Genomic DNA, 22,744 nt, shown 5'->3' with positions numbered 1-22,744 from the left:
GGCTCAGTGCGGTCAGACGTTGCGGAAACGGTTGATCGCGTCGATGTGCTTCTCCCGCATCTCGTGGTCGCGCACACCGAGGCCCTCCCCGGGCGCCAGGGCGAGGACGCCGACCTTGCCCTGGTGGAGGTTGCGGTGGACGTCGTAGGCCGCCTGGCCGGTGTCCTCCAGGCGGTACGTCCTGGAGAGCGTGGGGTGGATCTTGCCCTTGGCGATCAGGCGGTTGGCCTCCCACGCCTCGCGGTAGTTGGCGAAGTGGGAGCCGATGATGCGCTTGAGGGACATCCACAGGTAGCGGTTGTCGTACTCGTGCATGTAGCCCGAGGTCGAGGCGCAGGTGGTGATGGTGCCGCCCTTACGGGTGACGTACACGGAGGCGCCGAACGTCTCGCGGCCGGGGTGCTCGAAGACGATGTCGATGTCCTCGCCGCCGGTGAGCTCACGGATGCGCTTACCGAACCGCTTCCACTCGCGCGGATCCTGCTCGTGCTCGTTCTTCCAGAACTTGTAGTCCTCGGCGTTGCGGTCGATGATCGCCTCGGCGCCCATCGCGCGGCAGATCTCCGCCTTCTGGGGGCTGGAGACGACGCAGATGGGGTTGGCGCCGCCGGCGAGCGCGAACTGCGTCGCGTAGCTGCCGAGGCCGCCACTCGCGCCCCAGATCAGGACGTTGTCGCCCTGCTTCATGCCGGCGCCGTTGCGGGAGACCAGCTGGCGGTAGGCGGTGGAGTTCACCAGGCCGGGGGATGCGGCCTCCTCCCAGCTCAGGTGGTCCGGCTTCGGCATCAGCTGGTTGGACTTGACCAGGGCGATCTCGGCGAGTCCGCCGAAGTTGGTCTCGAAGCCCCAGATCCGCTGCTCGGGGTCGAGCATCGTGTCGTTGTGCCCGTCGGAGGACTCCAGCTCGACGCTGAGGCAGTGCGCGACGACCTCGTCGCCGGGGTTCCAGGCGTTCACGCCGGGCCCGGTGCGCAGCACGACGCCCGCCAGGTCGGAACCGATGATGTGGTACGGCAGGTCGTGGCGCTTGGTCAGCTCGCTCAGCCTCCCGTAGCGCTCCAGGAAGCTGAAGGTGGACACCGGCTCGAAGATCGAGGTCCACACGGAGTTGTAGTTGACCGAGGAGGCCATGACGGCCACCAGGGCTTCTCCGGGGCCGAGTTCGGGGATCGGCACGTCGTCCAGGTGGATCGACTTGCGCGGGTCCTTGTCGCGGGTGTCCAGGCCCGCGAACATCTCCGTCTCGTCCTTGTGCACGGTGATCGCGCGGTACGAGTCGGGCAGGGGGAGAGCGGCGAAGTCGGCGGACGTGACCGCGGCGGAGCCGCTCGCGGTCGAGGTCTGGGCCTGAATCGCGTCCAGGATTTCCTTCACGGTTTTGCCTCCGGCGAAGAAGCGTCTGAGGGAACGCTCTTGAGGGTTGCGTCGGGTGCTGAAGTTGCGGTGGAGGTGTGCCGTCGGTTCGGCGGAGGTGGTGCTCGGCGACGCCTTGGTGGGGCGTGGGAGGTGCCTGTGACGCAGGCGTCCGGGCGCACAAGCCGGGGCTTGCGGGGACAGTCGGCGTACGGGGGATCTCTGTACGCCGGCCGCCCGGACACCTTCAACGTATGGCACCGCGTGCCAACGGGCAAGACACTGGGTGCCATGAATTTTTGACCGATGATCGATCAGTGCAGGTCAGAGGGGGTGGCGCCACGGCGAAGGGGGCGCTACCGGTGGGTAGCGCCCCCTGAAAAGCCAAGGACGAAACGGTGCGAAAGGGTGACTATCGACGCCTACGAGCGCTCGCGCAGCGCCTTCTCGATGGTCCTCATGACCTCGTCGAGGGGCGCGTCCGTGCGGGCCACCGTGACCAGGACCTCGCCCTGCGCGGAGGCCGTCGCCGAGGCCGGGGCGGGCAGGGTGTCGCGGCCCGCGCCGATGCCGCTGCCGAAGGTGCGGCGGACGATCGCGAAGGCGCGGTCCAGCTGCGTCTCCACGTCACCCTGGCCGCCGGCCCGCAGCCAGCGCCGCAGGACGTGGTTGTGGGCGGTGACCACGGCGGAGGCGGCGACCTCCGCGAGCAGCGGGTCGTCGTTGCCGTCGTGGTGCGCGTGCTCGTCGAAGTGGCCGAGCAGATAGCGGGTGAAGAGCCGCTCGTAACGGGCCACGGAGGCGATCTCGCGCTCGCGGAGCGTCGGGACCTCGCGGGTGAGGCGGTAGCGCTCCACGGAGACCGCAGGCGACGCCGCGTACATCTTCATGACTTCCTTGATGCCCCGGCACACCGTGTCCAGCGGGTGCTCGTGCGGCGGCGCCGCGTTGAGCACCGCCTCCGCGCGGATCAGGGTGTCGTCGTGGTCGGGGAAGATCGCCTCTTCCTTGGAGCGGAAGTGCCGGAAGAAGGTCCGGCGGGCGACGCCCGCCGCTGCGGCGATCTCGTCGACCGTCGTCGCCTCGTACCCCTTGGACGCGAAGAGCTCCATGGCCGCCGCCGCCAGTTCCCGGCGCATCTTGAGCCGTTGGGCGGCGGCACGGCTGCCCGCGGCACTCTCCGGAGCGTCGGGGCTTGCGTTGCGTGAGGACTTGGCGGCCTTGGACATGCCACGAACGTACTGCATGTGCGCGGCGAGGTGCTCCTGAGGGACGGGGCCGCCCGAGGGTCCGAGCAGCCCGCCCCAGTCCGTCCGATCGCCCAGGTGCCCCCCGGCCGGCTCAGCGCCGGGCATATTCGCGGAAGCCACGACCCGTCTTGCGGCCGAGGCAGCCCGCGGCCACCAGGTGTTCGAGCAGCGGCGCCGGGGCCAGGCCCGGGTCGCGGAACTCGCGGTGCAGGACCTTCTCGATGGCCAGCGAGACATCCAGGCCGACGACGTCCAGGAGCTCGAAGGGGCCCATGGGGTAGCCGCCGCCGAGCTTCATCGCGGCGTCGATGTCGTCCAGCGTCGCGTAGTGCTCCTGGACCATCTTGATCGCGTTGTTGAGGTAGGGGAACAGCAGCGCGTTCACGATGAAGCCGGCGCGGTCGCCGCAGTCCACCGGGTGCTTGCGGATCTTCGCGCAGACCTCGCGGACCGTGGCGTGCACGTCGTCCGCGGTGACCACCGTGCGGACCACCTCGACCAGCTTCATCGCCGGGGCCGGGTTGAAGAAGTGCATGCCGATCACGTCGCGCGGCCGGGAGGTGGCGCGGGCGCAGGCCACGACCGGCAGCGAGGACGTCGTGGTGGCGAGGATGGCGCCCGGCTTGCAGACCTTGTCGAGCGTCCCGAACAGCTGCCGCTTGATCTCCAGGTCCTCGGCGACGGCCTCCAGGGCCAGATCGACGTCGGCGAACGCCTCGTACGACCCGGCCGGGGTGATCCGCTCCAGCGCCCGCGCCGCGGCCTCGGCCGTCATCCTGCCCTTGTCCACGGAGCGGGAAAGGGACTTCCCGATGCGCGACCTGGCGGTCTCGGCCTTCTCCTCCGTGCGCGCGGCGAGGACCACGTCGAAGCCGGCCTTGGCGAAGACCTCCGCGATGCCGGACGCCATCGTCCCTGAGCCCGCGACACCCACCGACCGCACCGTGCGCCCCGGCCCGCGCACCTCGCCCTCCGGCGGGGTCTGCGCGTCGCGCACCACCTCCGCGCCGCCCGGCTCGGCGTACGTGTAGAAGCCGCGGCCCGCCTTGCGGCCGGTAAGACCCGCCTCGCTGAGCTGCTTGAGGATCGGCGCGGGCGCGTGCAGGCGGTCCTGCGACTCCGCGTACATCGCGTCGAGCACCGTGCGGGCGGTGTCCACGCCGATCAGGTCGAGCAGCGCGAGCGGGCCCATCGGCAGCCCACAGCCCAGCTTCATCGCGGCGTCGATGTCCTCCCGGGAGGCGTACTTCGCCTCGTACATCGCGGCGGCCTGGTTGAGGTAGCCGAAGAGCAGCCCGTCGGCGACGAAGCCGGGCCGGTCGCCGACGGCGACGGGCTCCTTGCCCAGGGCGTACGCGAGCTCGGTGACGGCGGCGACGGCGGCGGGCGCGGTCAGCACGGACGAGACGACCTCGACGAGCTTCATCGCGGGCGCCGGGTTGAAGAAGTGCAGGCCCAACACCCGCTCGGGGCGCGCGGATTCGGCGGCGAGGCGGGTCACGGACAGCGCGTTGGTGCCGGTCGCGATGATCGTCTCGGGGCGGACGACGGTGTCGAGCTCGCGGACGACCTGCTGCTTGATCTCGTACGACTCCGGGACGACCTCGATGACCAGGTCGGCGCCGGCCGCGGCCCGCAGGTCGGTGAAGGTGCGGAAGCGGGCGAGGACACCGCGGCGCTCCTCCTCGGTGAGGCGCTCCCGGCGCACGGCACGGGCGGTCGAGGCCTCCAGGGACTCGACGGCGCGGGCCACTGCCGCCTGGCTGATGTCGATGCCGATGACCTCGCGGCCCGCGCGGGCCAGGACCTCGGTGATGCCGGTGCCCATCGTGCCGAGACCGATGACGGCGACGGTGTTCAAGGGAGTGTCCATGCGTGGACTCCAGGAAGAGAGTGACGACTGAGGGGCGCGCGGGTGCGGCGGCTGCCTGGCTGCCGCACGGCGGCGGGGAGTGGTGCGTGTCGCGTCCCGGGCGGCGCGCAGGGCACGCCCGGTGAAGAAGCCGACCGGCCCTGTCCCGGGGCCACGTCGTACTGAGGTACATGAAGTACCGAACCGACCGGACACTCGCGGCGGCTGCGTCACCAGGCCACCGCGAGAAAAGGAACTGCTGCGAGGAGTGTGCCCCGCTCACATGAGGTTAACCGGCAAGTAATGAGCGCGCCAGCCCTCGCGAGTTCCCTCGGCGGCCCGATCTGTGTGATCTACGTCGCGACTGCTGGGTAAGGCTCTAGGGTCTGTCTTTCGGGTCGGGCCGGACTTGGGTGGCTTTGCCTTTGGTGCCCGGACAGATCCGAAAGGCAGGCCCTAGGCTCGCGGCCATGGATGAGGAGTTGCGGACGGTGACGGAACGCTTACGGGCCGAGGCGGGTGGGGCCAAGGAGTACGACTGGATGGTCGCCACCGATGACCTCGACGCACTCGCCGAGGTGCTCGTCTCGCCCGGGCAGCCCCTGTGGGCCCGGGAGTTGGCGGCGGTCAGACTCGGCGTCGCCGGTGACCGCAGGGCCTTCGAGTCGCTCGTCCTCCTCCTCAACCACCGGGACCCGCCGCGGTGCGCCGCCGCGGCGCACGCCCTCGCGCGGCTCGGCGACCCGCGCACGGCACGCGCCGCTGCCGCCCTCGCGACGAACGAGCTCCGGATCGCCTACGCGCTCTACCCCGTGCGCCTGCTGACCGAGCTGCGCGCCCCCGAGTCGGCGCCCGCGCTGATCACCACGCTCCAGCGCAGGCTCGCCCCGCACGATCCGTACGGCAAGATCGCCCTCGCGTGCGTGGAGGGGCTCGGGGCGCTGGGCGACGGCCGGGCGAGGCCCGTGCTGATGGCCGCGCGCGGCCACCCCCGCCTCGCGGCAGCGGCCTCGGCGGCACTGGCGCGGCTGCCGGAGTGAGGGGGGCGGGTGCCCCTACTCCGGCACCACAGCGAACGCCTCTATCTCCATCAGGAACTCGGGGGCGACCAACGCCGCAACCTGCACCGCCGAGGACGCGGGGAGCCGCTCCGGGGCCAGGAAGGCGTCCCGCGCGGCGCGCACGGCCGGCATGTGCGCCATGTCCGTCACGAAGTACGTCAGCTTCACGACGTCCTCGAAGGTCGCGCCCGCCGCCGCGAGACAGCGCCGCAGGTTCTCGAACACCTGCCGGGCCTGCGCCGCCGCGTCGCCCTCGCCGACGAGCTTTCCGTCCTCGTCCAGGGCCAGTTGCCCGGAGACGGCCACGAGGCGGCCCGTGCCCATGACGACGTGGGTGTACGCGGTGGCGGGGGCGACGCCCTCGGGGGCGCTGATGCGGGTCAGTCGGCTCATGACCCCATGGTGGACCACGGGTGTGACAACGCCCCGCGCCCGAAGGCCGCAAGCGCTCCGCGCACGGTGTCCGACCTGCCCTTCGTGGCCTGCGGCGGCTTCGGGTCGGGCAGCGCCTCGCAGACCGCGTCGACCTCGCCGTCGCTCTGTGGCACCTTGCCGTTCCTCAGGTACGCGGCCAAGTGCCGGTCCAGGCAGCGGTTTCCGCGCAGGGTGATGCCGTGGTTGCCGCCGCCCTGCTCGACGACCAGCCGGGAGCCGCCCAGGTTCCGGTGCAGGGCGATGGCGCCGTCGTACGGGGTGGCGGGGTCGTCGGTCGCCTGGAAGAGCAGGACCGGGGGCAGCTCGGAGTTGGCGGTGTCCGGCGGGCTCAGGTGGTGGGTCGGCCAGAACGCGCACGGGGCGTTGTACCAGGCGTTGTTCCAGGTGGCGAAGGGCGCCTTGGCGTGCGCCGCGTCGTTGTCGTCGCGCCACGTGCGCCAGTCGCGCGGCCACTGCACGTCCCGGCACTGCACGGCGGTGTAGACGCTGTAGCCGTTCTCGCCCGCGGCGTCCACGGCGCCGATCCCCTCGTACGCCTTGACCAGCGGGCCCGTCTCCTTGCCGTTCGCGTACGCGGCGAACGCCTTCGCCAGGATGGGCCAGTAGCCGTTGAAGTAGGCGCCGGGCATGAAGGTGTCCTCCAGCTCGGCGCCGCCCACCTTCTTGCCCGCGGGCTTCCTGGTGACCGCCTTCCGCATCGCGTACCACTTGGCCTCGACCCTCCCGGGGTCCTTGCCCAGCCGGTACGTCGCGTCGTGCCGGGCGATCCAGGCCATGAACGCCTTGTGGCGGGCGTCGAACGCGTAGTCCTGGCGGAGGTTGTCGTCGTACCAGACGCCCGTCGGGTCGACGAGGGAGTCGAGCGCCATGCGGCGCACCCGGTGCGGGTAGAGCTTTCCGTAGAGCGCGCCCAGGTAGGTGCCGTAGGAGTAGCCGTAGTAGTTGATGCGCTCGGCCTTCAGGGCGGCACGGATCGCGTCCATGTCCTGGACGACGCTCACCGAGTCGATGAAGGGCAGGATGTCCCCGTACTTCGACTCGCACGCCCGCGCGAACTTCCGTGCCCTGTCGAGGTTGGCGCGCTCCAGCGCGGCCGTGGTGGGGACGGTGGCGGGGCGCACGGGGGAGAAGTGTCCGGGGCGGCAGTTGAGCGCGGGCCTGCTCTTGCCCACGCCCCGCGGGTCGAAGCCGACGACGTCGTACTGCGCCGCCACCTTCTTCGGCAGCGCCCCGGCGACGAAACCGGCCATGGCGAGCCCGCTGCCGCCCGGCCCGCCGGGGTTCACCAGGAGCGGTCCCTGGAAGCTCTTCGCGGTGTGCGGGACGCGGGACAGGGCGAGGGTGAGCTGTCTGCCGCCCGGCTCCTGGTGGTCGAGCGGGACCTTCAACGACGCGCACTGGAGCGTCGGACGGTCCTTGGTCGCGCACTTCTTCCACGTGAGCGAGGGGTGCGCGAGGAGAGGCGGGGCCTGCGTGCGGAGCTGTGGCGGAGGGGCGGCGCCGGGGGCGCCCGCGGCGGGTGGTACCGCCGTGACCATTGCGGCTGCCACAGCGGCGACTGAGCAGAGTACGACGGCGCGCTTCTTCATCCGGCCTCCCGGAGCGGTGGGTTCGGGGCGCAACAGGCCGTGGCCCCTGCCGCATGATCCCGGAAGCGTCACCGGGAAGTGGCCGCTCCGGGCGGGAGATGACCCGAAAGAGGCACGTCGGTCGAAGACAGGCTCTCAGAGCAGCGTGAGCTGGGTGGGTCCGGCGGCGGGCGCGGGTTCCTCGGGGAGGCGGATCCGTCGCGACGCCCCCGCGCGCGTGGGTCCTATGCCGAACTCCTCGGCCAGCTCGTGCACATGACGCGTGACGCGGCGCTGGTACCACTTCGGGGCGTAGGCCCCCTCCGCGTACAACCGCTCGTAGCGCCGGACCAGATGCGGGTGGTGCTGCCCGAGCCAGGCCATGAACCATTCGCGCGCGCCAGGGCGCAGATGCAGTACCAGCGGTGTCACGGAGGTCGCGCCGGCCGCGGCGACGGCCCGCACCGTGGCGCGCAGCTGGTCGGGGTGGTCGCCCAGGAAGGGGATGACGGGCGCCATCAGGACGCCGCAGCCGATGCCGTGGTCGGTCAGGGCGCGTACGACGTCGAGGCGCCGCTCCGGGGCGGGGGTGCCCGGCTCGACGGTCCGCCACAGCTCCTGGTCGACGAAGCCCACGGAGACGGAGATGCCGACCTCCGTCACCGCGGCGGCCTGCCGGAGCAGGTGGAGATCGCGCAGGATCAGTGTGCCCTTGGTCAGGATCGAGAAGGGGTTTCCGCGGTCGCGCAGCGCCTCGATGATGCCGGGCATCAGCCGGTAGCGGCCCTCGGCCCGTTGGACACTGGCAGTCCTTGCCTCTGACGTGCGACTCTTGGCCCATGAGCACCCCAACCGAAGACACCAGCACCCTCATTGATCTGGTGTGCCGCAAGAGCCAAGCCGTGAAGTCGAAGACTGGCCGTAGGGAGATCTCAGTCAGTGCGCAGGAAGCGCGGGGGAGGCGTACAGCGGCTGAGCTAGGTCTCACCGTGCGTCACGTCTGGCGGGAAGTCGGCAGCGCTAGCCGGTTCCGCCGAAGCAAGAAGGTGGCCCAGCAAGATCTAGCCTTGCAGGCCCTTGAGAAAGGCGAGATTGGCGCGCTGTGGGTATTCCGCCTTGACCGGTGGACCCGGCGCGGGGCCGGAGCAATCCTCAGCATTGTTGAGCCGCAAGACGGACGGCCCCGGCGATTGCTGGTGGACAACGGTGACCCGGAGGCCCCCGGAATCGGCCTGGATTCTGCAAACCCGCGCGACCGTTCGGAATTGATTCGTCGTGCCGAGGATGCCCGCGAGGAAACGGAAGTCCTGAGTGAGCGTGTGCGGAATACGAAGACGTTTCAGCGCGACAACGGTGAATGGCTTAACGGCGTAGCCCCCTACGGCCTCCGAATCGTCATGGTCACCGCTGAGGACGAAGACGGAGAACAGATCGAAGAACGCAAGTTGGAGCGTGACTCCGAAACGTCCGCCGGAATTCCTGGCGAGCCGACTGTGACCAAGCTAGACATTGCTCGCTGGGTCACGTACGAAGCCCCGATTGCAGGGCATGCCAAAAGACAAATTTCCCGGATGCTCAACGATCGCGGCGTTCCGTCGCCTACCGGTGGCATGTGGGCGTTCAGCACGGTTGCCAACATGATTGATAACCCTGCCTATGCAGGCTGGCAGGTAACGGGGCGCGAAGACGGGAAGTCCAAGCGGATGCTGTACCGGAACTCTGCCGGTGAGCGAGTCAGCGTCATGGTGGGGCCGCCGGTGCTGACCGAAGCTGAGTACAACGCAGCTCAAGCGGCATCCAGGGGAACGGGCCCTGCCGCTGATAAGGAATCATGGCGAGCCCGGCACGTTCTCACTGATCTCCTTGAATGTGCCGGGTGTGGGTCTTCGGTCACATGGCGCGGAAAAGGATATTGCTGTTGGCGTCCGGGCGCGGGGGGAGTGTGCCCGGCCCCGGCTTACGTGGCGCAGAAAAGCGCTGAAGAGTACGTCTACCTGTGCTGGTCTTCGCGACTAGCAGCGACTGAGCCCCATGACCGTCTGTTGGCGATTGTGGCGGAGCGCTGGCAAGCCCGGCAGGACCCCCAAGCGTCAGCGGACGAAGCAGCGGCACGTGCGGCCCTGGGAGATGCGGAAGCGGCCCTCAGCCGTCTTTGGAAAGACCGGCGCGCCGGACTCTACGACGGCCCCTCAGAGCGCTTCTTTGCCCCGGCACTGGCTGAGGCGAATGAGGCAGTCCTAGACGCACAGAGGGCTGTTGAGGCAACACGCGGGCAGGAAGGCGTTGATATCTCGTTCCTTCTCGACACTTCGTATCAGCATGAAGCATGGGAAGACGCAGACGACGCGCTTAAGCGAGACCTGTTGCGCTTGGCCATTCGACGTATCCGGGTCAAGAAGGCGGACTACCGGGGACAGGCATTCAACGGAGACGCGCGCATGGAAATCATTTGGCATGACGACGAAGGGGCCTAGGGCAGAGAAGAGCCCTCGTAAAGACTCACAACAGAGAATGGCACCGGTCCGGCGGGACTTTGGCGAGTGACAGCCGGACCGGTGTCCCCAAGGGGAAGGCACCATCATGACACGCGAGGAATTTCAGGCACAGTGCGACGCCGAAGAGGCAACGTTCAGCCTTGAGGCAGAGGTGCGGCAGATCAGCCGGAACCTTGACCGCCTCTACCGCGCTATGGCAGCGGGAGACACCAGCCAGTACACGCGCCAGCGCATCAGGCGCACGGAAGCGCTCTTGGCCGCACTGCAAGGCTTCCCGGCGGCTATGGCAACCTGAGCCCTGAGCGTCCGTTAGCCCCATCCGGCCCCCGTGGTCGGGTGGGGCTTTCTCATGCCCTCACAGGGGCATACAGCGCCCTCCAGCCAGGACGGAGGCCAACCCCAAACACCAGGGGCCTGCAAAGCCACCAGAGGCCAACTGGGGGCCTTGCAGGGGCATACCGGCACGCGGGGCCGGATCGGACGCCGGAAGGGCTCAGGCGGGCGCTCAGGGCTTCCGAGAGGGGACAGCGGAAAAGGCGAAGAAACGAATGTGCGTGTAGCAGCGTTTCTGGCACTCCGTCATAATACCTAGTCTGACCTGCGGAAATGTAGAAGTGTAGTTTTGAGTACCTTCCCGGTAATCGAATAGAGTTCTCTACTCGTTACCGAGACCAACCCCCGAAACTACATTTCTACACGCCTTGCGTAAAGGTTGGGCAACAACACGGGCGGCATTCGACTCACTAGATACACCACGAAGGGCGAGAGATCCCCCTTCTGATGCGGGGCCGCCACTGTTAGTTCCCGCCCAAGCACCTAAGCCCCAACCCGACAGGTTGAACCCTTCTGATGTTCTGTGGCGGAGCATCAGGCGGGGGTCTCTGTCGGGTTGGGGCTTTTTGCGTTCATCCGCCACATAGAAAGACCTGTTATGGCTTCCGTTGAGTCCAAGTACCACGCCTGGCACCGCTGTCTAGATGATCTACGGCTTCCCGCCAAATACCACGCCTGCTCATGGTGTGGACTGACCGCCGACCAGTGGTCTTACCAGCGCAACTCTGATTCGGAGATAAGCGGGCATGGCCGGAACGGAGTTCTACGGGTCTGGGCTGAGGACAGCCGTTGTTACGTGGCTCAGTGCCGTAGTTGCCATAAGCAGTTCGACTACGCGTACGGGGTCGCCGGACGTGAGGGACTGGCAGAGGCCATTGCCCCCCTCATGCGGGCTGCCTACGCCGCTGTGCACCCTGAGCGCCGAGCCACTGAGGCTCAGGCAAGGGAAGCCAGCGCGAAGGCCGCACACGCCTTCCTGATCGCTCAGGACGCGAAGCGGGGCAAGCGCTACGGCAGGGTGCCGATAGAAGCTCAGCGCCAGACACGTGACCTACTCGTACGCGCCTACGCCAATGGCCCGTCCAGGATGACAATGGAAGATCAGCGCGAAGCCTGGATTCGCTGGTCTTGTCATCGCTGACGCAACTCACCACCTCCGAAAATCCGTAGGTGGTTCCAGTGCTCCGCTGATGGCCTCAGCGGTATGGGCTACGGCCCGCCTTTCAAATCGCGGGATTAGTCACCCGCACGCCCACCCCGGGCTCTTCCAGGCTTGTTGCCTGCCGGGGTGGGCCCCAATCCCCCCTGCCGCTCCCCGGGTTGTCCTTCCCATGGGTTGAGCGGCAGGGGTCTTATCGAAGGACACACCCTATGACTTCCCCGATTTCCGAGAACGCACCAGACGAGACTTCCGCCGATTCCGATACGTCCCCCGCATCTGGCACACAGCCAGGTGAAGGCAATTCGACTAATCGGGAAGCCGCAAAGTACCGCACGAAGCTACGCGAAGCAGAGACCAAGCTAGAGGCCGCCGAGACTCGAATCACAGCGCTGCTGCGCAAGGAGATTGAGGCGTACGCCAGTAAACAGCTCGCCGTTGGCGCTGACCTTTTCACGCTGGGTGAAGTGGCCGTGGCTGACCTCTTGGACCCCCAAGGCAATGTCGACACGGAAACCATCGACGCTTCCGTTGAAGCACTTCTTGTGGCGCGTCCTGGTCTCCGCAGTAATACCGCCCCGTGGGGTGAGGTCGGCGGCAGTAGTGCGGCCGGTAGTGCAGAGCGCGCAAAGCCCACCATGCTTGACGCACTCAAGAGCGCGAAGAACTAACAACGGTCCGGGGTCACGGTCCTGGACCCTCATAACTGCACACCCACCTACGGATTTTCGTAGGTGACTCTGGAAATCCGCGAGTGCCCCAGGTGGGCGGCGGATTTTCACGTTTGGGCCAGGTGCCCGCTTTCCCGTGCTGCCAGGTGCAGCGGGCTCCCTTTCACGCGCTGGCCATTAGCCGCGCACATGCCCAAACACAAGGAATTGAACATGACTCTCCTATCCGCTGACGCCAGTGGTCTAACTCCTGCCGATTACGGCGACATCGTTACGAAGCCTGTTGAGGCGCTTTCTGTGGCCTACCTGACCGGCACAAAGGTCACGACCAACGCGCGCAGCTACCGAATTCCGATCCTCGTTTCAGATGTCACTGTTGGTGCAGTTGCTGAGGGCGCGGAGATCACTCCTTCTGACGCCGACTTTGACGAGCTAGAGATCATTCCTGCGAAGTTCGCTGGCCTCACCATTGCTTCGCGTGAGCTGGTGGATGACTCCAACCCGTCTGCGGCCGATCAGCTAGGCAAGTCAATTGCTCGGCAGATTGCTAACAGCGTGGACAACGCCCTATTCAACACGCTGGGCGGGGCGAACCCTGCTGGCTTCTCTGCACTGGCCGGTATCTCCACGGTCACGGCGCCCGTGGCGTACAGCAACCTTGACCCATTCGAAGAGGCTGTTTCGAAGGCTGAGGCCAACGGGGGTCTCATTACCTCTTGGGTAACCGGGGCTGCCACTGCCCTTGAGATTGCGAAGCTCAAGGATCAGACCGACTCTAACCGTGCGCTGCTAAACCAGGATCTAACCGCTGATGGTCGGCGTACCATTCTGGGCCGTCCTATTGTCGTTAGCCCGTACGTTCCGGCTGACATGGTTTACGGCATCAGCAAGGACGATTTCCTTGTGGTCACTCGTGAGGACACGCGCCTTGACGTTGACCGTTCGGCGTATTTCTCCTCTGACCGAATCGGCGTCCGTGGAACCATGCGGGTCGCATTCGCTATGCCTGTGGCTGGCGCACACGTCCGTATCACCAACGCTTCTGCGTAACCCATGATCTAGCCCGGCAACTTCCCTTCCCTGTGCGCTGCACCAGGGTTCGTATCAGGGGAAGTTGCCGGGCTATTCCTGTATGCGTAGTCGTTTGCTGCTGTGACCGGGCACCCGATGCCGACAAAAACGTCCACCTTTTCTGACCTGGGCTTACCGCCCGTCAGTGACGTTCCTGCCCTCTGTGCTGGTGCTAACCCCCACCCATCTGAGGCCCCTATGCACCCCATGTCACAACCGTGAGACTGCCAGGCATCAGCCTGGTGGTTGGGCTGCCGATAGATGAGAGGTGGGCTTAGCCCATGGCAGTAGAGATTCCCGTTGTTGCATTCACGCGTGCTGGCACAGCTATGCCGAGTGCAGTAGTGGGAGACCCGACGGCAGACCACACGCTTCCCAATGATGGGCGCGTTGGTCTCATGGTCAAGAATACGAGTGCCAGTGTTGTCGGCAATGTGACCATCAATCTGAGTCGCATGGTGGACGGGCAGCCGGTCACGCCACGGGTTATCCCAGTGCCGGTGAGCACCACGCTTGCCCTAGGTCCGTTCGCCCCTGGTGACTACGGCGCTGATGTGGGCATTGGTGTTGACGCTGCGTCGCTGACCCTGGTTGCAGTGCGCGTCTCCTGATGCCCCCCTGGGGAGGGACCCCCTCCGGGCCTGTAGGCCACTCGGCAGGGAGGCAAAAAGCTAGCGCCGCAGCTTGGAGCGTTTGCGCGGAGAGATTGAACCCATATTCAGCCCTGGTCACTCACTGGCCGGGGCTCTCCTATGCCCTGAGAGTGACCAATGACCCCCGACTACAAGGCGCGCGTTGCTGCCTTCCTATTGCTCAGCGACGAAGAGCTAGCCCGTCCGCTCTGGGAGATCGCCCCGGCTGACCGCAAGGCTTTCATGTCGGACCGTTCCCGGCGGCTGTTCGCGGCGCGCTCTTATGCCGATGACTTCCAGATGCCAGAGGCGCACCAGCGCGTGACCGATTGGGCTGAGACCGAATGACCGTGAGCCCCATGCCCGCTGCCTGACTGGTGGCCGGTATGGGGCTCTTCGTGTTTCAGGCTGCCGGATGCTCAGCGAGTATGGCCGCCACTTCGGGAACGTCCGCGAATTCCTGCAACCGGCTGAGGATTACCCGGACGCGCTCCCCGAGCCTTTTTGACGGTGTGTCAGCTCCCAGAGTGATGACGCGTTCGGCTACGGCTGCCGCCTCTTCCGGCTCGTTGGCGTCTGCCAGCGCCACGGCCAGCCACGAAAGGTAGAGGGCCATTTCCCTGGTGTGCGTGGCGTCATATCCGCTGAGGACGCTTCGCAGCAACGGGACAGCGCGCAAGGGTCGATGCAACTCCGTGTAGACGCGGGATTCCATGACCCGGAGTTCACCAGCATCCACCCAATACAGGTAGGCGGGTGATTCTGTGCCTTCGCTATCTTCGCTCAGGGCTTGCCCCGCTTCCCCCAGTGCACGCATGGCCTGTTGCCCGTTCTCCGTTCCCCCGGCTTTCGTGCGAGCCCATGCCACACGGTCCAGATACAGCGCGCGGGCTTTCGGGGGCGCTTCAGCCCGTGCGTCATTGAAGGCTGCCTGAGCCAGGATTAGCCCTTCGGCTTCTCGCCCTGTGTTGCTCATCTGGTAGGCGAGTGATCCGGCGAGATTCCCGGCAAGGGTGTGGTCTTCCGCCTGCCGTGCGGCGCTGATCCCCAGCCGGTAGATGCGTTCTGCCTCTTCGTGCTGTCCGGCGTCACTGGCAATCCATCCGGCAATCTGTGCCAACTCTCCAATTTGCCTGAGCAGTTGCCGCCCCACTTCGCTGGTGTGCGTGCTCTCTCGGTACAGCTTCACAACGCGCCGAAGGTCCCGAAGTGCCGGGCGGACTAGGTCCCCACCTGCCAGCACATCATCAGCCAGCCTGAGCCCATGCACCCGTTGCTGTAGTTCGTCCACGGTGCCCATTCCGACGCGTCGCCCTGTACGGCCTTCCAGCGGGCTTAGCGGGTCCTCTTCGGGCAGGAAGTCAGCCAGGGTCGGCAAAGGTGGCTCAGCGGGATTCTGAGAGGCGCTGAGGGCATCCACGGTCACGCCCAGAGCGGCAGCGATGAACGGCAGCCATTCACGGGGTGTGCGCTTGCCTGTCTCCCAACGGCTGATCTCTTGCCGTCCGACTGGTTCGCCGGTTACTCGCGCTGCCTGGCAGACCTCCCGCGCAAGCCGTGCCTGGCTCCACCCGAGCCGTTCCCGCTCTTGCCTGATGTTGGCCCCGACGCTGCTCCCCATGTGCCCAGTCTGGCCGACAGTTGGCCTACACGAGGCCGCTAGTCGGAGATCCATTTCGGTCGGAGGGTGGACGCCGGATCGCCCAATCGAGGGGACGACATGACCACCACGAAGACGACACAGGAAAAGCCCGTAGACCTCCCACTGAGCATGGAGCGCGACCCGCAGCCAGTACCGGGGTGCGTGCACTGCGACAACGTGGCCATGGACCGGGACCGAGCGCAGGCGAACGGTGACGCAAGCCGGGTGAGCGACTGCAACGTCAGGATGCGTCGGCACGCCGAGGCCGACCACTCATGAGCGCGCCCACCGTGAGGTCACAGGAGCGTCGTACGCGGCCCCTCCCGGCCCCGGAGCTAATCAGCCTCATAGACGGCTCTGACGGCCCTTACGCGGGTTCTCCGGCCGGTTGGTGGACGCAGTACGGCGGGGCGCTGGATGTGACCTCGGGTGTGGTCCATCTGCCCGGCCCGACTCACCCCCCGAACCTCCGGCACCACGAATGCCCCAACTGCGTTCCGCTGGAGCGAGCGTGAAGTACGCACGCCGTTTCGGGTGGTCCGTGTTCGTGTTCATAGTCGCCGCGCTGGCAACGGCGATTCCCACGCTGGCCGCTACTGGCCGCCCCTGATCTCCCGCCCCTGCCAGACGCATCCGAACCCGTTCCCCCACGCATTCGAAATCTCGGCAGGGGCGGGGCACCAAACACCAACGGTCGCAAGGAGTTGCAATGAGCGCTGCCGGAAACCGTCTCTTATTCGCGTGGCTTGAGGTCACGGGACTCTGCAACGAATTCTGTGATCACTGCTACGCAGACAGCGGACCCAAGGGCGCACACGGAACCATGGCCGTGCAGGACTGGTTGAACGTGATTGACCAGCTTGCCGACATGGGGACCCTGGATGTTCAGTTCATCGGGGGAGAACCGACGCTCTACCCGAGCCTGCCCGCGCTGATCAAGCACGCTCACGGGCGGGGCCTCGGTATCGAGGTGTTCTCGAACATGACCCACATCCGCCCGGAGTTGTGGAACGCGTTCACGGAATACGGCGCCAAGCTTGCCACCTCGTACTACTCGGACAGCGCCGAGGAACACGACCAGGTGACGCAACTCCGAGGGTCACACAAGAAGACACGCGCCAACATCCAAAAGGCGCTGACACTCGGTATCCCGCTGCGGGGCGGAGTCGTTGCCGTGCGGGACGGGCAGCGCGTACAGGAAGCGGCACAGGACCTTACGGGGCTCGGTGTCGGAACGGTCGGCGGAGACCGGACCCGCGCATTCGGGCGAGCGAGTCAGGGGGCCGCGCCGACCATCGCTGATCTGTGCGGGCACTGCGCCCACGAGAAATGTGCCATCGGTCCGACCGGCGATGTGTGGCCATGCGTCCTTGGTCGATTCCTGACCATGGGCAATGTGCTGGAAAAGCCGATCTCCGATATCTGGGGCGGTGCGCAGATGACCGACGTTGCGGCCGATATCGCGGCGGTGCGCGGGGATGGCGTCCAGTCGTGCACTCCTCCGCAATTTCTTCCCATGTGCGGCCCCTGCGGTCCATGCGTTCCCTCGGTCGGGCATTGTGACCCCAGGGAGGCGGACAGCGCCGATACCATCGCTGCACCGGCCTAATCCGCTGATCATGAGGGAGCGCACACATGGACGATCACGGGGACGACTTCGGCCCGTGGGGGTGGGAGGACCAAGGCAACGCCATTCGGCGGACCGAGGAGGAATGGCTCACCATCGCTCGGTACGTCCGGCACGCAGCCAACAAGCTTGGTCCGGAACTCCCGCTGTGTCTCCCTGGCGAACCGCAGGAATGCGGGCGGACGGCTCAACAGCACGTGATTGCCTGGGCCGCTCACCTCAAGGCGGTCTCCCATCACCTGATCGAACAGTCCACGCCGAGTGAGGCAAGGGGAGCGCACGCGATCGGCCCCCTGTTTCAGCGGCGGCTGTCTGAGCTGAGGGAACAGAGCGCCCCTGTGCACGTCCCGCACTGAGCACCAGGCCCCTGACTGCCCCGTCCGTGCGTTGCTCCCCGTGGCGCATGGCGGGGGCTTTTTGCCTGGTCAGGGGCTTCTATTGCTAGCGTGCAACTACCCTCCGCGCGCTGATAGCAGTCGACGTTCGTGCCCATGGCGATGTGGTCGCCGTGCCAGCGTGGCGAGGCGAGCTGTCGGCGCAGCAGCGCGGCGGCGTTGACCTTGACGACGATCTGGCTGTCGAAGCCGAGACCGGTGTCGAGGTCCAGGTAGCTGTGGGTCTTGCGGGCGAAACAGTAGACGCACGCGTGCGTGCACCCCCGATAGGGGTTGACCGTCCATTCGAACGGCATGCGGGACGCACCCGGCACCCGGTTCACGATCGACCTGGCCCGGACCTCGTGAAAGGTGATCCCGCGGAACTCGGGGGTGTCGAAAGTCCGCGTGGTCACCGCGTCCGCGCCGAACAGTGCGGCATCGGCGGCCGCCCTCGGGCCCGGCCCTTCGGAGAGGTTCTCCCAGCGCATGACACCTCCTCGGTAGCACTGACCACAGAATAGAACACATGTTCCCTTGATCGTGCGAAGGCGAAACCCGGCCGTCGGGCCGTGCATGATCGAAGGCATGCTCGTCGAGTCCCTGTCCGTCGCCGCCCTGGTCGTGGTGCTCGTCTGCGCCGTCGTCCGCCCGTTCCGGTGGCCCGAGGCCGCCTTCGCCGTGCCGGCCGCCGGCGTCGTGATCCTGTCCGGGGCGATCCCGCTCGACGACGTGCGGGACGAGGCCGCCCGGCTCGGCCCGGTGATCGGCTTCCTCGCGGGCGTCCTTGTGCTCGCCAAGCTCTGCGCCGACGAGGGGCTCTTCCACGCCTGCGGCAGCTGGATGGCGCGCCGGGCCGCGGGTCGCCCCCGCCGGCTGCTCGGCGCCGTCTTCGCCTTCGCCTCGGTGATCACCGCCGCCCTGAGCCTGGACGCCACCGTGGTCCTGCTGACCCCGGTCGTCTTCGCCACGGCCGCGCGCATGGGCGCCCGCCCCGCGCCGCACGTCTACGCGAGCGCCCACCTGTCCAACACCGCGTCCCTCCTGCTGCCGGTCTCGAACCTGACCAACCTCCTCGCCTTCACCGCGACCGGCCTGAGCTTCACGCGCTTCGCGCTGCTCATGACGCTGCCCTGGCTGGTCGCCGTCGCGGTCGAGTACGCGGTCTTCCGGCGGTTCTTCGCCGCCGACCTCGACGCCCCGACGCAGGGCGCCGAGGCCGAGGAGCCGCCGGACATGCCGCTGTTCGCCCTGGTGACCGTCGCGGCCACGCTCGCCGGGTTCGCGGTGGCCTCAGCCGTCGGGGTCGACCCCGCCTGGGCGGCCGCGGCAGGGGCGGCCGTCCTCGCGGTCCGGGCCCTGCTGCGCCGCCGTACGACACCGGCGGCGATCCTGCGCTCCGCCTCGTGGCTGTTCCTGGCCTTCGTCCTCGCCCTCGGCGTCGTCGTCAGGGCCGTCGTCGACAACGGCCTCGGCGACGCCCTCGGGCGATTCCTGCCGGACGGCACCGCGCTGCCCGCGCTCCTCGGCACCGCCGCCGTCGCCGCCCTGCTCGCCAACCTGATCAACAACCTGCCGGCCGTCCTCGCCCTGGTCCCGCTGGCCGCGCCGTCCGGTCCCGGCGCCGTCCTCGCCGTACTCATCGGCGTGAACATCGGCCCCAACCTCACCTACGCGGGATCCCTCGCCACGCTCCTGTGGCGCCGCATCGCCCACCAGCACGACCACGACGTCGATCTGGGCCGCTTCACCCGCCTCGGACTCCTCACCACTCCGGCCGCCCTCGTCCTGTCGACCCTCGCGCTGTGGACCTCGCTCAGGCTCCTGCCGGGCTGAGAGCCTGTCCCGCCAAGCCCCCGACCGGGGACCCGATTTGGGGGGCCGGTACGCCGGGTGGTTGGCTTTCCACGAAGTCCCCGAGGAACACACATGCTGGAGGAAGTGCAATGGCGCAGGTCGAAGCGGTCGCGGAGCGGACCATCACGGCAAAGCCGGACGACGTCTTCGACGCGCTGGCCGACTACAACGGCACGCGCGAGAAGCTCCTCTCCGAGCACTTCAGCGAGTACGAGGTGCGCGAGGGCGGTGACGGCGAGGGCACCCTCGTCCACTGGAAGCTCCAGGCCACCAGCAAGCGCATCCGCGACTGCCTCCTGGAGGTCAGCGAGCCCACGGACGGCGAGCTGGTCGAGAAGGACCGCAACTCCTCCATGGTCACGACCTGGACGGTGACGCCGGCCGGTGAGGGCAAATCCCGCGTGGTCGTCACCACCGTCTGGAACGGCGCGGGCGGCATCGGCGGCTTCTTCGAGAAGGCCTTCGCGCCCAAGGGCCTGGCCCGCATCTACGACGCCGTGCTCGGCAACCTCGCCGCCCACGTCGAGAAGTAGGCCCCGCGCCGGGCGGGCGGTCCGATCCGGGCCGGGCCGGTCCGTCCGCCCGGCCAACTCCCGCCCGGCCACTCAGCGTTGCTCTCACGCTCACCGTTTCGAGTGGTTTTCTGTTCGGTCCCGTTGTACGCCGTAGGGCTCCCACCGGCGCTTACGCCCATGGAACCCCGCGCGAGGGTGACTCGTCGCGCTTGCTCGCTGTTGTCGCGTAATGCGAGAAATGGGCGGCGCAGGCGCGACGAGGGGAGCAGGACGTGGGCGGGACGACGCTGGTGAAGACCACCGGTCAGGACCAGCAGAGCCGGCAGGACGAGCGGAGTGAGCGGGCCGCGGGGGACGGGCGGCACCGTGAAGGGGCCGGCCCGCCCGCCGTACAGGGCGGTCAGGGGCGGGGCCAGGCGCCGCCACCGCCCCCGGACCCCACGGGCCACGGGCTCAGCCCCAGCCGCGTACGGATGGTCTTCGTGGGGCTGATGCTCGCCCTGCTGCTCGCCGCCCTGGAGCAGATGATCGTCGCCACCGCGCTCCCGAAGATCGTCGGCGAGCTGCACGGCCTCGACAAGATGTCCTGGGCGATCACCGCCTACCTCCTCACCTCCACCATCGGCCTGCCCGTCTACGGCAAGCTCGGTGACCTCTTCGGGCGCAAGGGCGTCTTCCAGTTCGCCATCGTCGTCTTCGTCATCGGCTCGGCGCTCGCCGGCTGGTCGCGGACGATGGACCAGCTCATCGCCTTCCGGGCGCTCCAGGGCGCCGGTGCGGGCGGCCTGATGATCGGCGTACAGGCGATCATCGCGGACATCGTGTCGCCCCGGCAGCGCGGCCGCTACATGGGTCTGATCGGCGCCGCGTTCGGCCTCGCCTCGGTCGCGGGGCCCCTGCTCGGCGGCTTCTTCACCGACCACGTCTCCTGGCGCTGGTGCTTCTACTTCAACGTGCCCTTCGGCCTCGTCACCCTCCTCGTCGTCACCCTCGTACTGAAGCTGCCCAAGCGCACCGGCAGGGCCCGGCTCGACGTGCTCGGCGCGCTCCTGCTCGCCGCCGCCTCCACCTGCCTCGTCCTGCTCACCAGCTGGGGCGGTACCGAGTACGCGTGGGGCGACCGCGTGATCGTCGGGCTCGGCGTCGGGGCCGTCGTGGCGAGCGTGCTCTTCCTGGTCGCCGAGCGGTTCGCCGCAGAACCGATCATCCCGCTGCGCCTCTTCCGTGACCCGGTCTTCAACATCACCTCTCTGGTGGGCATGGTCATCGGAGTCGCCCTCTTCGGAGCGGCCAGCTACCTGCCGACCTTCCTGCAGATGGTCGACGGCGCGAGCGCCACCGAGTCCGGCCTCCTGATGCTGCCGATGATGGGCGGCATCGTCGGCGCGTCCATCGTCTCCGGGCAGCTCATCAGCCACACCGGGCGCTACAAGATCTACCCGATCCTCGGCGGCGTCCTGTCCGTCATCGGCATGTGGCTGCTCTCGCGGCTCGAGGCCGACACCTCCCGGCCGCAGTACAGCGTCTGGATGGCCGTCCTCGGCGCGGGCATCGGCCTGGTCATGCCGGTCCTGGTGCTCGCCGTGCAGAACGCGGTGCGCCCCGCCGACCTCGGCACCGCCACCAGTGCCAACAACTACTTCCGGCAGATCGGCGGCAGTGTGGGCGCCGCGATCTTCGGCACGCTCTTCGCCGACCGGCTCGCCGACGCCCTGCGCGACCGGATCCCCGCCGGCGCGGGCAAGGCCCTGCCCGACGCCGAGTCCATCACCCCCCAGCTCGTCCACACGCTGCCCGCGCCGCTGCGCGACGGCTACATCCAGGCGTACGCCGACGCGATGCCGCGGATCTTCCTCTACCTGGTGCCGGTGCTCGTCCTCGGCATGCTGCTCGCCTTCTTCCTCAAGGAGACACCCCTGTTGTCCAGCACCACCTCCCCCAGCGCACCGGCCGACGAACCGGGAACCGTCCCCCACGCCCGCCAGGCGCCGTACGCCGCCGGGGTCCCGGTCTGCGGCACCGTGCAGCACCCCGACGGCACCGTCGTGCCCCGCGCGGCCCTCACCCTCATCGACGTGGGCGGGCAGCAGATCGGGCGCGGCGCCAGCGGAGAGGACGGACGGTACGCCCTGTCCACGCCGGGGACGGGCTCCTTCGTGCTGATCGCGGCGGCGGGCGGCCACCAGCCGCAGGCCGTCACGGTCACCGTCGGCGAGCGGCCCGTCGAGCTCGACGTGGTCCTCGGCGGGGCGGGCCGCCTCGCCGGGACCGTGGTGACCGCCGACGGCACGGCCGTCAGGGACGCCGCCGTCACCCTCACCGACGTCCGCGGCGAGGTCGTCGCCACCACCCGCAGCGGCCGTGAGGGCGGCTACGTCATCACGGAGCTGGTGGCCGGCGAGTACACGCTCGCGGCCAGTGCCCCCGCCTTCCGCCCCGCCGCGCTCCCCGTCACCGTGCAGGCCTCGCGCGAGACCCGCCAGGACGTGGAGCTCGCGGGCGGCGCCGTGCTGCGCGGCACCGTGCGGGCCGGCGGTGGGCGGCCCGTCGAGGACGCGCGCGTGACCCTGCTCGACGCGGCGGGCAACGTCGTCGACACCCTGACCACCGCGGCGGACGGCACCTTCCGCTTCGTCGACCTGTCCTCCGGCGAGTACACCGTGATCGCGGCGGGCTACCCGCCGGTCGCCACCGTCCTCCAGGTCGCGGGCGGCGGCCGCACGGAGCGGGACCTCCAGCTCGGGCACGAGGACTAGGGCCCGCAGCCAAGGGGGGCGTGCGCCGGTGTCCCCGCTGTGCGGGCAATTCCCGTATTGACCTGCACGGCAACCCGCGTCAGCCGTACGGTG

17 protein-coding genes and 4 pseudogenes are annotated in these 22,744 nt (G+C 68.0%); 12 read left to right on the top strand and 9 right to left on the bottom strand.

Annotation, left to right across the window (positions count from 1 at the left end):
• Window positions 1–12 precede the first annotated feature (12 nt).
• The 3 genes from ccrA to ACFVYR_RS35020 all read right to left on the bottom strand — a co-directional run bounded on the left by ccrA (window position 13) and on the right by ACFVYR_RS35020 (window position 4,476).
• Window positions 13–1,374, bottom strand: coding sequence for a crotonyl-CoA carboxylase/reductase (gene ccrA, locus ACFVYR_RS35030; protein ID WP_384258496.1), 1,362 nt, complete (start codon window positions 1,372–1,374; stop codon window positions 13–15).
• Between the two features lie 401 nt (window positions 1,375–1,775).
• Window positions 1,776–2,582 carry a TetR family transcriptional regulator gene (locus tag ACFVYR_RS35025; RefSeq protein ID WP_384258494.1) on the bottom strand — a complete coding sequence of 269 codons (807 nt, stop codon included), beginning with the start codon at window positions 2,580–2,582 and terminating at the stop codon, window positions 1,776–1,778.
• A gap of 112 nt (window positions 2,583–2,694) precedes the next feature.
• Window positions 2,695–4,476 (bottom strand): 3-hydroxyacyl-CoA dehydrogenase family protein, encoded by a 1,782-nt coding sequence (locus ACFVYR_RS35020; RefSeq protein WP_384258492.1) that lies wholly within the window; start codon window positions 4,474–4,476, stop codon window positions 2,695–2,697.
• Between the two features lie 449 nt (window positions 4,477–4,925).
• Here ACFVYR_RS35020 and ACFVYR_RS35015 point away from each other — a divergent pair, with 449 nt between their 5' ends.
• Complete coding sequence (locus ACFVYR_RS35015) at window positions 4,926–5,495, top strand: adenylosuccinate lyase (protein WP_384258489.1); 570 nt, start codon at window positions 4,926–4,928, stop codon at window positions 5,493–5,495.
• A gap of 15 nt (window positions 5,496–5,510) precedes the next feature.
• Here ACFVYR_RS35015 and ACFVYR_RS35010 read toward each other — a convergent pair whose 3' ends face one another.
• The 3 genes and pseudogenes from ACFVYR_RS35010 to ACFVYR_RS35000 all read right to left on the bottom strand — a co-directional run.
• Complete coding sequence (locus tag ACFVYR_RS35010; RefSeq protein ID WP_384258487.1) at window positions 5,511–5,909, bottom strand: RidA family protein; 399 nt, start codon at window positions 5,907–5,909, stop codon at window positions 5,511–5,513.
• Complete coding sequence (locus ACFVYR_RS35005; protein ID WP_384258485.1) at window positions 5,906–7,540, bottom strand: alpha/beta hydrolase; 1,635 nt, start codon at window positions 7,538–7,540, stop codon at window positions 5,906–5,908. Before ACFVYR_RS35005 ends, ACFVYR_RS35010 begins: the two co-directional genes overlap by 4 nt.
• A 135-nt stretch (window positions 7,541–7,675) precedes the next feature.
• Window positions 7,676–8,317 (bottom strand): annotated as a pseudogene (locus ACFVYR_RS35000) (radical SAM protein); the annotation flags it as partial.
• Between the two features lie 41 nt (window positions 8,318–8,358).
• Here ACFVYR_RS35000 and ACFVYR_RS34995 point away from each other — a divergent pair.
• From ACFVYR_RS34995 to ACFVYR_RS34970, 6 genes are all read left to right on the top strand, one after another.
• Window positions 8,359–9,993 (top strand): recombinase family protein, encoded by a 1,635-nt coding sequence (locus ACFVYR_RS34995; RefSeq protein ID WP_384258482.1) that lies wholly within the window; start codon window positions 8,359–8,361, stop codon window positions 9,991–9,993.
• A 106-nt stretch (window positions 9,994–10,099) separates the two neighbouring features.
• The gene (locus ACFVYR_RS34990; protein ID WP_384258480.1) at window positions 10,100–10,309 is read left to right on the top strand and encodes a hypothetical protein; all 210 of its coding nucleotides are present in this window, start codon (window positions 10,100–10,102) and stop codon (window positions 10,307–10,309) included.
• 1,409 nt (window positions 10,310–11,718) lie between these two features.
• Complete coding sequence (locus ACFVYR_RS34985) at window positions 11,719–12,177, top strand: hypothetical protein (protein ID WP_384258478.1); 459 nt, start codon at window positions 11,719–11,721, stop codon at window positions 12,175–12,177.
• A 213-nt stretch (window positions 12,178–12,390) separates the two neighbouring features.
• Window positions 12,391–13,227: a phage major capsid protein gene (locus ACFVYR_RS34980; protein ID WP_384258475.1), complete on the top strand. Its 837-nt coding sequence runs from the start codon at window positions 12,391–12,393 to the stop codon at window positions 13,225–13,227.
• A 302-nt stretch (window positions 13,228–13,529) separates the two neighbouring features.
• The gene (locus tag ACFVYR_RS34975) at window positions 13,530–13,859 is read left to right on the top strand and encodes a hypothetical protein (RefSeq protein ID WP_384258473.1); all 330 of its coding nucleotides are present in this window, start codon (window positions 13,530–13,532) and stop codon (window positions 13,857–13,859) included.
• A 159-nt stretch (window positions 13,860–14,018) separates the two neighbouring features.
• On the top strand, window positions 14,019–14,228 hold the full coding sequence (locus ACFVYR_RS34970) for a hypothetical protein (RefSeq protein WP_384258471.1): 210 nt from the start codon (window positions 14,019–14,021) through the stop codon (window positions 14,226–14,228).
• Window positions 14,229–14,299: 71 nt separating this feature from the next.
• Here ACFVYR_RS34970 and ACFVYR_RS34965 read toward each other — a convergent pair.
• Window positions 14,300–14,359: pseudogene (locus ACFVYR_RS34965) on the bottom strand (hypothetical protein); the annotation flags it as partial.
• Between the two features lie 944 nt (window positions 14,360–15,303).
• A pseudogene (locus tag ACFVYR_RS34960) lies at window positions 15,304–15,501 on the bottom strand (helix-turn-helix transcriptional regulator); the annotation flags it as partial.
• 99 nt (window positions 15,502–15,600) lie between these two features.
• On the opposite strand from ACFVYR_RS34960, the gene ACFVYR_RS34955 reads away from it, so the two are divergent.
• Both ACFVYR_RS34955 and ACFVYR_RS34950 read left to right on the top strand, forming a co-directional pair.
• Complete coding sequence (locus ACFVYR_RS34955) at window positions 15,601–15,801, top strand: hypothetical protein (protein ID WP_384258469.1); 201 nt, start codon at window positions 15,601–15,603, stop codon at window positions 15,799–15,801.
• Window positions 15,802–16,231: 430 nt separating this feature from the next.
• Window positions 16,232–17,131 carry a radical SAM protein gene (locus ACFVYR_RS34950; RefSeq protein ID WP_384258466.1) on the top strand — a complete coding sequence of 300 codons (900 nt, stop codon included), beginning with the start codon at window positions 16,232–16,234 and terminating at the stop codon, window positions 17,129–17,131.
• Window positions 17,132–17,603: 472 nt separating this feature from the next.
• On the opposite strand, the pseudogene ACFVYR_RS34945 reads toward ACFVYR_RS34950, so the two are convergent.
• Window positions 17,604–18,014 (bottom strand): annotated as a pseudogene (locus ACFVYR_RS34945) (radical SAM protein); the annotation flags it as partial.
• Window positions 18,015–18,111: 97 nt separating this feature from the next.
• Here ACFVYR_RS34945 and ACFVYR_RS34940 point away from each other — a divergent pair.
• The 3 genes from ACFVYR_RS34940 (at window position 18,112) to ACFVYR_RS34930 (ending at window position 22,651) form a co-directional block, all read left to right on the top strand.
• Window positions 18,112–19,359: an SLC13 family permease gene (locus ACFVYR_RS34940; protein WP_384258464.1), complete on the top strand. Its 1,248-nt coding sequence runs from the start codon at window positions 18,112–18,114 to the stop codon at window positions 19,357–19,359.
• 110 nt (window positions 19,360–19,469) lie between these two features.
• Window positions 19,470–19,913 carry an SRPBCC family protein gene (locus ACFVYR_RS34935; protein WP_384258461.1) on the top strand — a complete coding sequence of 148 codons (444 nt, stop codon included), beginning with the start codon at window positions 19,470–19,472 and terminating at the stop codon, window positions 19,911–19,913.
• A 254-nt stretch (window positions 19,914–20,167) separates the two neighbouring features.
• Window positions 20,168–22,651 (top strand): MFS transporter, encoded by a 2,484-nt coding sequence (locus ACFVYR_RS34930; RefSeq protein WP_384258459.1) that lies wholly within the window; start codon window positions 20,168–20,170, stop codon window positions 22,649–22,651.
• Window positions 22,652–22,744: the final 93 nt, after the last annotated feature.

The sequence above is a fragment of the Streptomyces sp. NPDC058284 genome (assembly GCF_042881135.1).
Lineage (GTDB): Bacteria > Actinomycetota > Actinomycetes > Streptomycetales > Streptomycetaceae > Streptomyces.
The sequence above is the reverse complement of the archived record's forward strand: the minus strand, read 5'-3'. Positions and strand labels throughout refer to the sequence as shown.

Bases quoted from the DNA above. Each gene is read 5' to 3' on its own strand.
- ACFVYR_RS35025 (WP_384258494.1), bottom strand. From the start codon at position 2,582: ATGTCCAAGGCCGCCAAGTCCTCACGCAACGCAAGCCCCGACGCTCCG.
- ACFVYR_RS35020 (WP_384258492.1), bottom strand. From the start codon at position 4,476: ATGGACACTCCCTTGAACACCGTCGCCGTCATCGGTCTCGGCACGATG.
- ACFVYR_RS35015 (WP_384258489.1), top strand. From the start codon at position 4,926: ATGGATGAGGAGTTGCGGACGGTGACGGAACGCTTACGGGCCGAGGCG.
- ACFVYR_RS35010 (WP_384258487.1), bottom strand. From the start codon at position 5,909: ATGAGCCGACTGACCCGCATCAGCGCCCCCGAGGGCGTCGCCCCCGCC.
- ACFVYR_RS35005 (WP_384258485.1), bottom strand. From the start codon at position 7,540: ATGAAGAAGCGCGCCGTCGTACTCTGCTCAGTCGCCGCTGTGGCAGCC.
- ACFVYR_RS34995 (WP_384258482.1), top strand. From the start codon at position 8,359: ATGAGCACCCCAACCGAAGACACCAGCACCCTCATTGATCTGGTGTGC.
- ACFVYR_RS34990 (WP_384258480.1), top strand. From the start codon at position 10,100: ATGACACGCGAGGAATTTCAGGCACAGTGCGACGCCGAAGAGGCAACG.
- ACFVYR_RS34985 (WP_384258478.1), top strand. From the start codon at position 11,719: ATGACTTCCCCGATTTCCGAGAACGCACCAGACGAGACTTCCGCCGAT.
- ACFVYR_RS34980 (WP_384258475.1), top strand. From the start codon at position 12,391: ATGACTCTCCTATCCGCTGACGCCAGTGGTCTAACTCCTGCCGATTAC.
- ACFVYR_RS34975 (WP_384258473.1), top strand. From the start codon at position 13,530: ATGGCAGTAGAGATTCCCGTTGTTGCATTCACGCGTGCTGGCACAGCT.
- ACFVYR_RS34970 (WP_384258471.1), top strand. From the start codon at position 14,019: ATGACCCCCGACTACAAGGCGCGCGTTGCTGCCTTCCTATTGCTCAGC.
- ACFVYR_RS34955 (WP_384258469.1), top strand. From the start codon at position 15,601: ATGACCACCACGAAGACGACACAGGAAAAGCCCGTAGACCTCCCACTG.
- ACFVYR_RS34950 (WP_384258466.1), top strand. From the start codon at position 16,232: ATGAGCGCTGCCGGAAACCGTCTCTTATTCGCGTGGCTTGAGGTCACG.
- ACFVYR_RS34940 (WP_384258464.1), top strand. From the start codon at position 18,112: ATGCTCGTCGAGTCCCTGTCCGTCGCCGCCCTGGTCGTGGTGCTCGTC.
- ACFVYR_RS34935 (WP_384258461.1), top strand. From the start codon at position 19,470: ATGGCGCAGGTCGAAGCGGTCGCGGAGCGGACCATCACGGCAAAGCCG.